9 protein-coding genes are annotated in these 12,867 nt (G+C 69.9%); 3 read left to right on the forward strand and 6 right to left on the reverse strand.

All coding sequences use genetic code 11. The features are described from left to right. Positions 1-4: 4 nt before the first annotated feature. Complete coding sequence (locus QQX04_RS03440; protein ID WP_301126307.1) at positions 5-931, reverse strand: glycosyltransferase family 2 protein; 927 nt, start codon at positions 929-931, stop codon at positions 5-7. 188 nt (positions 932-1,119) lie between these two features. On the opposite strand from QQX04_RS03440, the gene QQX04_RS03445 reads away from it, so the two are divergent. Beyond that, positions 1,120-2,865 carry a tyrosine-protein kinase domain-containing protein gene (locus QQX04_RS03445; RefSeq protein WP_301126308.1) on the forward strand — a complete coding sequence of 582 codons (1,746 nt, stop codon included), beginning with the start codon at positions 1,120-1,122 and terminating at the stop codon, positions 2,863-2,865. Between the two features lie 317 nt (positions 2,866-3,182). On the opposite strand, the gene QQX04_RS03450 is transcribed toward QQX04_RS03445, so the two are convergent. From QQX04_RS03450 to QQX04_RS03465, 4 genes are all read right to left on the reverse strand, one after another. Next, positions 3,183-4,664 carry a sugar transferase gene (locus QQX04_RS03450; protein ID WP_301126310.1) on the reverse strand — a complete coding sequence of 494 codons (1,482 nt, stop codon included), beginning with the start codon at positions 4,662-4,664 and terminating at the stop codon, positions 3,183-3,185. 44 nt (positions 4,665-4,708) lie between these two features. After that, positions 4,709-5,197 (reverse strand): hypothetical protein, encoded by a 489-nt coding sequence (locus QQX04_RS03455; protein ID WP_301126311.1) that lies wholly within the window; start codon positions 5,195-5,197, stop codon positions 4,709-4,711. Between the two features lie 178 nt (positions 5,198-5,375). Then, positions 5,376-8,366, reverse strand: coding sequence for an FAD-binding and (Fe-S)-binding domain-containing protein (locus QQX04_RS03460; protein WP_436968455.1), 2,991 nt, complete (start codon positions 8,364-8,366; stop codon positions 5,376-5,378). 92 nt (positions 8,367-8,458) lie between these two features. Continuing rightward, entirely contained in the window at positions 8,459-9,109 is a 651-nt protein-coding gene (locus tag QQX04_RS03465; protein ID WP_301126314.1) for an arsenate reductase ArsC, read from the reverse strand. A gap of 383 nt (positions 9,110-9,492) precedes the next feature. On the opposite strand from QQX04_RS03465, the gene QQX04_RS03470 reads away from it, so the two are divergent. Next, on the forward strand, positions 9,493-10,569 hold the full coding sequence (locus QQX04_RS03470) for a hypothetical protein (protein ID WP_301126316.1): 1,077 nt from the start codon (positions 9,493-9,495) through the stop codon (positions 10,567-10,569). A 95-nt stretch (positions 10,570-10,664) separates the two neighbouring features. Here QQX04_RS03470 and QQX04_RS03475 read toward each other — a convergent pair whose 3' ends face one another. Continuing rightward, entirely contained in the window at positions 10,665-11,528 is an 864-nt protein-coding gene (locus QQX04_RS03475; RefSeq protein ID WP_301126318.1) for a L,D-transpeptidase, read from the reverse strand. Positions 11,529-11,796: 268 nt separating this feature from the next. Here QQX04_RS03475 and QQX04_RS03480 point away from each other — a divergent pair, with 268 nt between their 5' ends. Next, positions 11,797-12,495, forward strand: coding sequence for a hypothetical protein (locus QQX04_RS03480; protein ID WP_301126320.1), 699 nt, complete (start codon positions 11,797-11,799; stop codon positions 12,493-12,495). Positions 12,496-12,867 lie beyond the last annotated feature (372 nt).

Consider the following 12,867-nt stretch of genomic DNA (forward strand, 5'->3'; position numbering starts at 1 on the left):
CCGCTCAGGTCCGCGCGGCCAGATGGCGGCGCAGTCGGGGGAACGTGTAACGAGGAGAGACCGCGGCCGCCGCGACCAGACGCCACGCGCCGAGCCGGCGACCCTGCGAGAGCGCCAGTCCACCCTCCCGGTACGCGGCCGCCGCATAGTCGCGCCGACGGGTCGCGAAGGACGGCTTGTCGAGCTGCTCGAACTCCTCCCACGTGAGGTCCCCGCCCTCGTCACGGCGTGCGAGCCGCGCCTGAATGAAGCGCGTGTTCTTGCGCTGCCTCGCGTGAGCTCGGGCGCTGGCGGCGTTCGGGCTGAGCCGGTAGGCGCCGAGCGGTTCGGCGATCCAGCCGATCTCGCCCTGGCGTGCCACACGTGCGAAGAAGTCGAGGTCCTGGGCGTAGCGCAGCTCCGTGTCGTAGGGGCCGGCCGCCTCAACCGCGTCGGCCCTCATGACGATGCCCGACAGCGGGAACGGCATGAGCCTGCCCGCCCGGATCCTCTCGGGCGCATCTCCCACCGTCGGGTCCTCACCCGCGGCGCTGCCCAACGAGGCACCGACCTCGTCCACGTACCGCATCATCGATCCCACGGCGACGCGACCCTCCATCAGCGGGAGGGTGCGCTCAAGCTTCTCCGCATCCCACAGGTCGTCGGCGTCAAGGAAGGCGAGGAACGGTCCTGACGCCATCTCCGTGCCCAGGTTGCGTGCCGACGAGACACCACCGTTGGGCTTGCTGACGATCGTGAGACGCGGATCCTCGAGCCCGTCCAGGCTGCGCATCGTGTCGTCCGTGGAACCGTCGTCCACGACGATCACCTCGAGGCGCGCGTAGGTCTGCGCGAGCACCGACTCGACGGCGTCGCGGACCACCGAGCCCACGTTGTAGGTGGGCACGACGACGGAGACAAGGTCCGTCGATCCCCTCTGCGGAATGCCCATGTCCCTCCCCCGGGCCGTTCCTGTGCCTCATAGTAGGCACGAAAGGGATTCGTTGAGAAGTCCTCCATTTCACTGGGAACCGGCACACCCAGTGAGGTATGGTCCACAGAAGGCGCCCGCTGACGGCGGAGCGACCGGTGCGGTGGGGCAGCGAGGGGCGGCCCCGGCAACCGTGGGGAGGGGCCGTCATGGAACTGCACGATTACCTGGCTATTCTGCGAAAGCAGTGGATGGTCATCACCGTCATCACACTGCTCGGCGCACTGGCAGGACTCGCGCTCGCCCTCACCGGCACGCCCACCTACGCCGCCACCGCCAAGGTCTTCGTCTCCACGACCAGCGGAGACAGCGCCGCCGAGCTCGCCCAGGGCAACTCGTTCACCATGCAGCGAGTCGAGACCTACGCCGACCTGGTGACCACTGCCGCCGTGCTTGAGCCCACCCTCGAAGCGCTCGGACTCGAGTCGCCCCTGTCCAGCATCCGCGGACGGCTCTCCGCCACCTCGCCTGACGACACCACCATCATCGACGTCACCGCGACCGGCACCAACCCGCAGGCGACCGCCGCGCTCGCCACCGCCGCCGCGGAACAGCTCATCCTCGTCGTGGAGGACTGGGAGCAGCCCACCGCCGCGTCCGGGTCCCCCGTCTCCCTCTGGATCGCACAGCCGGCCGAGACCCCCGGAGCACCCCAAGGCGCCTCACCGCTGACGAGCTCGGCGATCGGTGCCTTCATCGGACTGTGCCTGGGCATCGCCGCCGCACTGCTGCTGACCGTGCTCGACACCCGGCTGCGCAGTCAGCGGGACGTGGCTCGGATCACCACGTCCGCCGTCCTCGCCTCGATCCCGTACGACCCCAGCACACCCAGCCACCCCGTGCAGGTCCTCGCCGACAGCCAAGGCCGCAACGCCGAGGCGTACCGCACGCTCCGCACCAACCTCGAGTTCGTGCAGGGCGGCCGCACGGGAGCACCCGTGCTCCTCACCTCGTCGGTGCCCGGAGAGGGCAAGACCACCACCGCCGTCAACCTCGCGATCGCGCTGGCGCACTCCGACGCCCGAGTGCTGCTCATCGAGGCGGACCTGCGCCGCCCCCGCGTGGGCAAGACCGTGGGCATCGAGTCCGGCGTCGGCCTCAGCGACGTGCTCGTGGGACGCGTCGCCATGGAGGACGCCTGCCAGCCGTGGGGCGCGAACGGGCTTGAGATCCTCGCCGCGGGCACCATCCCGCCGAACCCTGCAGAGCTGCTTGGCTCGGAGTCGATGCAGATGGTCCTGGACCTCGCCGCCAGCGAGTACGACCACGTGATCGTCGACGCGCCACCGCTGCTCGCCGTCACCGACGCCGCCGTGCTCGCACGCATGGTCAGCAAGGTCATGGTGGTCGTGGGCATCGGGCGCGCCAAGAGCCCCGAGCTGCGCAGCTCGCTCGAGTCGCTCGCCAACGTGGGCGCCGTACCGTCCGGCCTTGTCCTGTCGATGGTGCCCACGCGCGGGCCCGACGCCTACTCGTACACCTACGGCGGATACGCGTACACGCCCGAGCCCGAGGCACGCCCGTCGCGCCTGCGCTCGCTCTTCCGCCGCAAGCCCGCTGCCGCACCTTCGTCCGAGGGTGGCGACGCACCCGCTGCGGACGACGCCGGTCACGCGGGCGACGAGCCGCGGTTCGGTGACGACCACCTGCTGGACGAGGCCGCCGAGCCGATCGTTGAAGCCGACGGCGACCGCCCCGACGCGGAGGCCGGGCCCGAGTCCGAGGCTGAGCTCGAGGCCGCGCCTGAGCCCACGTCCGAGCCCGACGTCCGAGCCGGCGACAGGACCGGCGACAAGGACGACCTGTCAGAGGACGATGACGCCCTCACGGAGGACGGGGACTCCAGCGCCCTCTCGGCGGACGACGACCGGGTCAAGGCTCGCACCGGCCGCTGAGCATCGGGGTCGGCGCCCAGGCTGCCGCGGAGGCTGCACCGGGGGGTCGCCGAGGCTGCCAGACAGCCAGCCAGGGGCCGTCAGCCCATCCGCGCAACCCGAGCGGGCGACGCCGGGGCGCGAGTCACGCGCGGCGTGATCGTTGCATCGGCGCCCCGCAACACGTCGTCCAGCTGGCCCCCGCACCTCCACAAGCAACCCAGCGTCAGCGAGAGACGCCCCCGCGTGCTCTCAGCGCACGCTCGGCCTGCAGCAGTCGGCGCACCCCCAACTGCTGGCCGCCCCGCTGGAAGCGCTGTCCGCGAGCGGCTCGCCCGCTAGTAGGCGCCGCGTCCTGCCACGACCGCCCACGCCGTACGCGCCAGGATCAGAGCGTCGAGGCCGAGCGTCCAGTTCTGCGTGTAGTGAAGGTCGAGTCGCACGCTCTCCTCCCAGGAGAGGTCGGAGCGTCCGCTGACCTGCCACAGTCCCGTGATGCCCGGCTTGACCAGCTGCCTGCGCGAGACGTGGTCCTCCCATTGCTCCACCTCGCGGGGCAGCGGCGGGCGGGGGCCGACGATCGACATCTCCCCCTTGAGCACGTTGAACAGCTGAGGCAGCTCGTCCAGCGAGAAGCGTCGCAGGATGCGCCCGACCGGGGTGACGCGCGGGTCGTCCTTCATCTTGAACATGACGCCGTTGCCGTCGCTCGAGTCGCGCAGCTCGGCGAGCCGCTCCTCCGCGTCCGTGTACATGGTGCGGAACTTGAGCATCTCGAAGGGCTGGTGGTCGCGGCCCACCCTGATCTGCCGGTACAGCACCGGGCCTGGGCTCGAGATCTTGACCGAGGCCGCGACGATCGCGAGCGGGAGGGCGAGGACTGCGAGGATGGCGGCCGCCCCCAACCTGTCCGCCGCCGTCTTGAGGACGCGTCGGCCGCCGCGGAAGCGTGGTGCCTCCACGTGCATGAGCTGCATACCTGCGACGGACGCCACGGCCACACGTGGCCCTGCGACGTCGGCGATCGTGGGCGCGACGATGAGCCCTACGCCCTGGTCCTCCAGCTCCCATTCGATCTTGCGGGCCTCGCTGAGGGACACGGCGTCGGTTCCGCTGAGGATGATGAAGTCGGCGCCCACGTCGGCGGCCGTGCGCGGCAGCTCGGCCATGTCTCCGAGCACGGGCACTCCCCTGAGCAGGGTGCCCGACGCGGCCGGCACGTCGGTGGACCGCCTTCCTGGGGTTCCGACGTCGACCAGGCACACGCCCACCACGTCGTAGCAGATGTTGGAGTCGTTGCTCTGGAGCCTTCGGACGAGCTGCGAGGTGGTGCGATGCGGCCCCGCGATGATGACGCGATGGCGCAGCCGTCCGCTGGCGCGCTCCTCCCGCAGCAGGCCCCGGAGGGCTCGTCGGTAGAGGAAGATGATCGCCGTGCCGACGGGGATGGCGAACAGCAGGTAGCCGCGGCTGACCTGCCATTGGGTCAGGAAGCCGACGACTGCCACGATCGCGAAGGTGTGCCAGCCGGCTGTGCCGACGCGCTGGTACTCCTCGGGCCCCTCCCCGAGGACGCGGACGTCGCGCGAGCGGGTCCACCCGAGCTCGAGCACCCAGAGCACGCCGACGGCGAGCGTCATCCACCAGTAGGCGGGTGCCGCGGGACCGCTGATCGGCTCGAAGGGGTCCCATCCGAAGCGGACTCCGTGCGCGACGACCATCACGAGCGCCACGACGAACGTGTCCGCGAGCAGGATCCGGGCCTGGAGGCCCTTCACCCACCCGGCGGACATGTTCCTCGACGGCGCGAACGCTGTCATGGACATGACTGTCCCCCCATGCGACGCGTCGAGGCGACGACGCGTCAGACGCTGGTGCGCGAGGCGGTGCGTCGTGTGGCGATGGCGACCGACACGACGCCGCCGGCGAGCAGGAGCCCGCCTCCGACGGCCATGGCCGTTCCTTCGAACCCGGTGGACGCGAGCGGCGCGGAGGCCGTCTGGACGTCCGTGGTGACGGGTCCGGCCGAGAGCACCTCGGTCGTGGTGACTGCGGCCGGCGTGAAGGTCGCGGTGTCCACGACGTCCCCGTCGACTGCGGCCTCTGCCGTCACGTCCTCATCGATCCCCCCCGGAACCGTGAACGAGAACGTGGTGGGCGTCTGACCGAGCGTCTTGGTCTCCGACAGCACTCCGCCGCCGAGGTTGACCTTGAAGTCGATGACGGTGCCGTTGGGCCCCGTGAGCTGGCAGGTGATGACCTGGCCAGGAACGAAGGTGGCGGCGTCGCAGACCATGACGGGCGTCTGGATCGGGTAGTCGGCGGCGAGCGCCGCGGTTGGTGCCAGGGTCATTGCCCCGGCGAGCGCAAGTGCGCCAGCATAGCGAATTCTCATGGGTCCCCTCCCTCAATGTGACGTGTCACATGTGAGATACGCCACACGGAGAGGCTAACAGCGCATGTCCGATCTGTCTCTAGGAGTCCGATTTTCTCTGGAGAACGCAGATTTCCTGCGGACGACCCCTCTCGGCTCACCGACCCCGCTTCGCCGCCTGTACCAGGATCTCTGCGAGGTGGAGGCCGTCCACCCCTGCCACCTGATCGGCCTGGGTGCGGCAGCTCACCCCGTCCGCCATGTAGATCGCCTGCGCGCCTTCCACGCTCTTGCCGTCCTTGCTGAGCCCTGCCTTCTCGAGCGCGGGGACGAGCGAGGTGTGGGCGATCTCGACCGACAGGTCGTAGTGCCCGTTCTCGTAGCCCCAGTTGCCGGCAAGGCCGCAGCAGCCCGACGCCTCGGTGACGTTCGCGCCGGCGCGGGCCAGCAGGTCGCGGTCGGCCGTGTAGCCCATGACGGAGTACTGGTGGCAGTGCGGCTGCACGACCACGTCCTGGCCGTCGAGGCTCGGCACCTGCCACTCCGGGTCCGGCTTCACGGGCGCGCGTCCGGTGAGGACCTCGGCGAGCGTGTACGTGCCGAGCGAGACGGCGCGTGCGCGCGGGTCCTCGGGGAGGATCTCCGTGATGTCGCCACGCAGCACCGCCATGCAGGAGGGCTCGACGCCGATGATCGGGATCCCGTTGACCGCGTACGGGCCGAGCACGGTGAGCAGGTGCTCCAGATGCTTGCGCGCACCATCGAGCTGCCCGGTGGAGATCCAGGTGACACCGCAGCACGCATCGCCGGCGGTGACGATGACCTCGAAGCCCGCCGACTCGAGCACCTCGACGATCGCCGTGGGGATCTCCGGGTCGAGGCCGTCGGTGAACGAGTCGGCCCACAGCACCACGCGACGCTCGGTCCTCTCGGGGTTCGGGTCGTGGCCGCTGGACCCGGTCGACGGGTCGCTCACCAGCCCGGTGCCGCGCGTGGCGCGACGGGACTTGGCGACCTCGGTGCGACGGAACGGCTTCGCGGCGAACCGTGGCAGGGAACGACGCTTGTCCAGGCCCGCGATCGGGAGGATCAGCCTGCGCAGCCAGCCGACGGACATGACGCCGTTGACGAGCCACGGCACCCAGCCGATGAGGTTCATCCAGCGGGGCAGCCAGCCGATCGAGTAGTGCGGCATGGGGCGCAGACGTCCCTGGTAGGAACGGTGGAGCACCTCGGACTTGTAGGCCGCCATGTCGATGCCCGAGGGGCAGTCGGACGAGCAGGCCTTGCAGCTGAGGCACAGGTCGAGGCTCTCGCGCACCTCGGGCGCGGTGAGCCCGCCGATGAGCGAGCCGTTGATCGCGTCCTGGAGGACACGGGCGCGTCCACGGGTGACGTCCTTCTCGTCCTTCGTGGCCGCGTAGGACGGGCACATGAAGCCCGTGCCCGTGCCGGGAAGGTCGGCGCGGCACTTCCCGACGCCGGTGCAGCGGTGCACCGCCTCGGTGAGGTCGCCGTGGTCGTGCGCGAACGCGAGGCCGCCGGTCGACGGCGCGGTGCGCGGGGCCGACGGACGGCGCAGGTCCGCGTCGAGCGGCGCCGGGTCCACGATGACGCCCGGGTTGAGGAGGTTCTCGGGGTCGAACAGGGCCTTGACCTGGCCGAACAGGTCGATCGCCTCTCCCGAGTACATGGCGGAGAGCAGCTCGGAGCGGGCGCGGCCGTCCCCGTGCTCGCCGCTGAGGGAGCCGCCGTGGGAGGCGACGAGGGCTGCCGAGTCCTCCATGAAGGCGCGCAGCGGCCGTCCGTCCTCCTGAAGCGGGATGTCGAGTCGCACGTGGATGCAGCCGTCGCCGAAGTGGCCGAACGGCTGACCGTCGACGCCGTGGCGGGCCATGAGCGCGTCGAAGTCGCGCAGGTAGGCGCCGAGCCGCTCGGGCGGGACGGCGGCGTCCTCCCAGCCGGGCCAGCACTCCTTGTTGTCGGCGGAGCGTCCGGCGAGACCAGCGCCGTCGGCCCGGATGGCCCACAGCTTCGCCGACTCCTTGGCATCGCGCACCACGCGATAGGTGGAGGTGCCGGAGTCGGCGGCGATCGCCGCCATGGCCTCCTCCGCCTCCTCGGCCGACGGCGCGCCGACCTCGACGAGCAGCCAGCCGGCGCCAGGGGGCAGCTCGGGCACGCCTGCGTCGCCCTTGGCGGCGCGCACCCTCGCGACCAGCCGGGCGTCCAAGCCCTCGATCGCCTGAGGCTGGTGGGGAAGCATGGGGACGACGGCGTCGGCCGCGGCGGGCATGTCGTCGTACGCGAAGACCCCGGTGAGCCTCACCGTCGGCACCTGGACCAGGCGCAGCGTGGACTCGAGGGTGGTGGCGAGCGTGCCTTCCGACCCGACCAGGAAGCGTGCGAGGTCCGACCCGTTCTCGGTGAGCAGGTGCTCGAGCGAGTAGCCGGAGACCTGGCGGGTGAAGCGGCCGAACTCGGTGCGGATCAGCGCAAGGTTCGCATCCACAAGCTCCTTGAGCCCAGGGACGACGGCCGATCCGCCGCCGGAGCCTGAGCGCGACCGCGCGGTGAAACGCCGGCCGAGCCCGTCGACCACGTCGAGCGAGAGCACGTTGTCCGCCGTGCGACCGAAGGCGAGCGCGTGAGGACCGCACGCGTTGTTGCCGATCATCCCGCCGAGCGTGCAGCGGGTCCAGGTCGAGGGGTCGGGGCCGAAGCGCAGCCCGTGCGGCTCGACGAGGCGCTGCAGGTCTCCCATGACGACGCCCGGCTGGACACGGGCGGTGCGCGCCTCCACGTCCACATCGAGGATGCGGTTCATGTGGCGGCTCGTGTCCACCACGATGCCCGTGCCGATCGAGTTGCCGGCGACGGAGGTGCCGGCGCCACGCATCGTCAGCGGGGTACGGCTGGTGCGGGACACCTCGTGGATGGCGACCAGCTCGTCGGCGTCACGGGGGAAGGCGACCACCTGCGGAACCACACGGTAGTTCGACGCATCGGTGGAGTACTCGGCGCGGCGGCGGGAGCCTGTCTCGACCTCGCTCACCCCTGCCTGACGCAGGGCGGACGCGAGCTCACGGACGTCGGCGGCCGGAGCCGCGGCGGGGGGTTCGGGCGCGGTGGTCGTCACGCTCGCCATTCTTGCACCGGATGGCGGGGCGCAGACCGGGACCAGCGCCCGGGGCGACGTGACATCCGGAAGGGAATCGTCGCCCCGGGACAGCGAGAGGGTCAGGCGGCGGCCGTGACCCCGATCTCGGCGAGCAGCGCGAGCACCCGCCGCTCGATCTGATCGCGAGCGTTGCGGGCGCCCGAGAGACCGGAGAGGTCTCCTTCGAAGGTCCAGTCGAGGTAGCGCTTGCCCGGGTAGACGGGGCACGCGTCGCCACAGCCCATGGTGACGATCACGTCGGCGGCGCGCAGCGTCTCCTCGGTCCACGGCTTCGGGAACTCGCCCGTGATGTCGATCCCGACCTCCGCCATCGCGGCCACCGCGTCGGGGCTGATCTCGGAGCCGGGCTCGGATCCGCCCGACCAGCCGACGGCGCGGCCGCCGGCGTGCTTCTCGAAGAGGCCGAGAGCCATCTGCGACTTGCCGGCGTTGTGCACGCACAGGAAGAGGACTGCAGGCCGCTCGTCCTGACCGTGAGCGCGATGGCTGGACGCGAGCATCCTCTGGCGCGCGAACTTCTCGGCCAGCAGCGGGAGGTACTGGGGGATGCGTGCGTTGTCCCGCAGCACGTCGTACGAGTGGTCGAGCAGCACGCGCACCGTCTCGCGTCCGAACGCGCCCGCGAACTCGTCGACGAGCCGCTCGTAGGCACGGTCCAGCGCGAACTGCTGATCCAGGGGGATGGGGTCTCGGTGGGGCGTGGCGGTCATGATCGTCCTCGTCGGCATCTCGGGGCGCACTGGTTGCCTCAGCGCTCATTGAGATATTAATACCTCAACGATCACTGAGCAATAAACGCGACGACCTGGATCCGCAGTGGACGCCTCGCGCCACCCGCGCAACCCTTCCCCCACGCATCCACAGCCCTGCTTGGCATTCCGTGTGAGGTAGGCCACACTGTGAGCACACACATGCGCAAAGTAGACGTGTCAACTGATACCTACGCAAAGCGAACGGCGAAATTTAGCAGCAACTCACATCCAACGCATCATCGTGTTGCAAATGTCACACGAGGTCACTACCGTTGCTGCCGCACAGTCCTTCCAGGGGGCGGAAGGAGTCCCCGGGGCTGCGCGCACGCCAGGGGGCGGGCATGAAACTCAGTGAGAAGATCGCGGCCACTATCAGCGCCGCAGCGATGGCGATCGCCGCATTCGCGATCCCCGCAGTCGCCGCGTCGGACGACCCGACGCCCTACACCGTCGACGCCACGGGCCTGACGCTGCCCGCGGGCGACGTCTTCGTGGACAACCAGGAGATCAACGTCAAGACCACGGTCGGTGACGTCTCCGTCCACTTCGAGGCGAAGTGCATCGACCGGGACGACGCCGAGTGCGCAGGAGAGCGCCACGAGCTCGCCCAGTACATCGGGAAGAGCTTCATCCCGTGGTCCGCGTTCGGACTCACCGACTACTACTGCATCACCTGGGTGCAGGTGGGCGGCTACGACGAGCACTTCGGCGAGGGCGGCCAGCAGTCGGTGTGCAACACCGGCAACGGCCAGTGCCCCACCGACTACACGAAGCTCAGCGAGTCCTACAACGGGGGCAACTCCTGGACCGCCGACAAGGCCTACGCCTCGGTCATCCTGGTCGCAGGCAAGCCCGGCGAGTTCCGCAACTTCATCATCGACAACGTGCTGAGCGGCGCGCTCCTCCAGCGCGGTGACGCGCGGGACATCTCCCACATCTGCGTGAAGCCCCAGTCGGGCTCCACCCCCTCGGAGACCCCCAGCTCGACCCCGTCCGAGACGCCCAGCACCACGCCGTCCACGACCCCGAGCAGCACCCCGTCGTCGACGCCCAGCTCGACCCCGTCGACCACCCCGTCGACCACCCCGAGCAGCACGCCGTCCTCGACGCCCAGCACCACCCCGTCGAGCACGCCGAGCACCACGCCCTCGACCTCGCCGTCGCCCACCTCGAGCGCGTCGCCGAGCGAGACCAGCTCACCCTCGCCGTCGCCCTCGTACATCAAGCCGTCGACCCAGGTGAACTCGCCGACCCCGACGCCCACCGGCTCGGTCGCCCCGACCGGATCCGCATCGCCGACGCCCAGCACCACCCCGTCGACCGGCTCGACGCCGTCCACCAGCCCGTCGACCGACACGAAGGTCCTGTCCGCCGGTCCGGCGGTGCCCGTCCGCGGCACCCCGACCTACACGGGCTAGCACCGCACCGCTGCTCACCCGCCCCGAGCAGCACGAGAGGGCCGCGCCTGATGGCGCGGCCCTCTTCGCATGCCCGGCCCAAGTCGGTCGCAGACTCACTCGGTGATGCGCACCGGCGTCCCCAGCGGCGGACCGATGACCTCCGCAAGGCGGGTGATCGTCGCGTTCGGCACCCTCACGCACCCGCTCGAGACCACCCTCCCGAAGGACGTCGGATCGTTCGTGCCATGGATGCCGATCACCGCCTGGCCACCGTTGAAGGACTCGAGCGTGGACTGATAGCCGGAGAGCCCATAGGCGTACGGCCCGTAGGCGCCGGCAGAGTTCGGCACCCTGAGGAGCTCCTTCACGTAGTAGACCCCACCCGGCGTGGGCCGATCATCGCGCCCCACGCCGATCTCGGTCCGCAGCACCACCTCGTCCCCCTCGTGGACGACCATCTCGAAGTCGGACAGTGACACCTCGATCCAGAAGTCGGTCGTGTCGACGCTGACGTCCTCGGCCTTCACCCAACCCGTCGTGCCGTTGGGACGGATCGGTAGGTACACCTCGTACCAGTCGGGCGCCTGCGCCGCGACATCGGCGACCAGCATCACCAGCGGGGTCGCGCCGGGCACCGTGAGGACATCGGCGGATCGCAGCTCACGGACCACTGAGCCGTCAGGCTCGTCGTAGATGTCGATGTTCAGGCCGTTGACCGTGACGAACGTGCTCGACCAGTCCTCGATCACCGGCCCGTCCTCCTGCGGGGCAGAGGCACCCGCGGTGGCAGTGATCGGCCGTACGACCTCCGCCGCCACGGTCGGGGATGCGCCCGCCGCCCGCGGAGCGGGCTCATCGGAGAGGGGGCTGACGAGCGAGAGGCCGATGCCGATCGCCACCATCACGAGGAAGCCTGCGATGAAGGGCGCGACAGCGCTGCGCGCGAGAGGGGCGAAACCCTCCTCCGAGGTGCCCATGAGCCCTCCTCGCCTCCCGATGGCGGGGCCCGCCCGCCGTCAGAACGGGCGTGCCGCTGAGGCGAGTGTAGCCATCCGTGCGCGGCCTCAGAAGTGCCCCTCACGCACGAATAGGTTGACACTCATGCAAAAACAGCGAACTTTAGCGTACCCACGGGGGCATGTGCAAGAGTTCAGTTGGAAATTCCACTCACCGGGCGTACCGTGAGGGGTAGAGATCTTGGAGGGGATTGAGGGATTTCCCCGGGTCTCGGCTGAGGTGAGAGCAATGAAGCTCAACGAGAAGGTGGCGGCGACCATAAGCGCCGCAGCCCTGGCCACCGCGGCCTGGGCGATCCCCGCATTCGCGGATCCTGGTGGCGGCCAAGGCGGCACGGGTGAGGCCAACAACCTCAAGGTGTTCGTCTGCAAGTACGTCACCACGCCAGGTGAGGGCGAGATACTGCAGTCGGGCCACAACCCGATCGCGGTCGCGATCTCGTCTCTCGACTGGGACAGCATCGAGCTGCCCCCGCTAGGAACCTGGTTCAACGACAAGCACGGACGCTCTGTCGTCATCGGATACAAGGACTGGAACGGCGGCGGCCAGAGTGGCGAGCCCGGCGTCGAACTGTGCCCCATCCCCGAACCCACGGGCTCTCCGTCACCCACGGCGACAGAATCGCCGTCGCCTTCGGAGACCCCGACCACGACACCGTCGGAGACCCCGTCCCCGTCGGTCACTCCCACCGGCTCCCCCGAGCCCACAGGGACCACGTCGCCTTCGCCGTCGCCCTCGTACATCGAGCCGTCGATCCAGAAGACGACCATCTCGCCGTCCCCGACCGGCTCTGCGGAACCGACCGGGACGACCTCCCCGACGCCCACGACGACCAGCTCGCCGTCCCCGTCGGACACCACTGACACCAAGGTCCTCTCGGCAGGCCCGGCCACCGCGGTGAGCGGCACGCCGAGCTACACCGGCTAGGCCAGGAACGACGCGCGGGTCGGGTCTCGTCGCCCGGCCCGCTCGTCACCCTCAGGGCCCTCCGGGAGGCGCGCGGCGATCATCAGCGTCGCCGCGATCCCGGACGCAAGGGCCCCGGTCGGCGTCGGCCCGTGTCCCCCCACCCCTGCGGGCCGACGTCGATCGCCGAGCGCGCCCCTCCGTCACCCCTGGCCGGATGAAGTGACGTCTGTCACACTGTGAGCACGGAAGTCAGTTCACCTCAGGTTCTTTGGAGCAATTCGCTCAAGAATCGGGCGAAACTTACCGATAACCGCTCGCTTGAGCAACATCGTGTTGCCAATCTCACACTGACATGCCTACGGTGTCTCCAGAGACCCCCTTGGGGATTGA

Origin of the sequence: Demequina zhanjiangensis (genome assembly GCF_030418315.1) — a bacterium.
Classification (GTDB): domain Bacteria; phylum Actinomycetota; class Actinomycetes; order Actinomycetales; family Demequinaceae; genus Demequina; species Demequina zhanjiangensis.

Coding starts and splice junctions, on each gene's coding strand:
- QQX04_RS03440 (WP_301126307.1), bottom strand. CDS start 931: ATGGGCATTCCGCAGAGGGGATCGACGGACCTTGTCTCCGTCGTCGTG.
- QQX04_RS03445 (WP_301126308.1), top strand. CDS start 1,120: ATGGAACTGCACGATTACCTGGCTATTCTGCGAAAGCAGTGGATGGTC.
- QQX04_RS03450 (WP_301126310.1), bottom strand. CDS start 4,664: ATGACAGCGTTCGCGCCGTCGAGGAACATGTCCGCCGGGTGGGTGAAG.
- QQX04_RS03455 (WP_301126311.1), bottom strand. CDS start 5,197: ATGACCCTGGCACCAACCGCGGCGCTCGCCGCCGACTACCCGATCCAG.
- QQX04_RS03460 (WP_436968455.1), bottom strand. CDS start 8,366: ATGGCGAGCGTGACGACCACCGCGCCCGAACCCCCCGCCGCGGCTCCG.
- QQX04_RS03465 (WP_301126314.1), bottom strand. CDS start 9,109: ATGACCGCCACGCCCCACCGAGACCCCATCCCCCTGGATCAGCAGTTC.
- QQX04_RS03470 (WP_301126316.1), top strand. CDS start 9,493: ATGAAACTCAGTGAGAAGATCGCGGCCACTATCAGCGCCGCAGCGATG.
- QQX04_RS03475 (WP_301126318.1), bottom strand. CDS start 11,528: ATGGGCACCTCGGAGGAGGGTTTCGCCCCTCTCGCGCGCAGCGCTGTC.
- QQX04_RS03480 (WP_301126320.1), top strand. CDS start 11,797: ATGAAGCTCAACGAGAAGGTGGCGGCGACCATAAGCGCCGCAGCCCTG.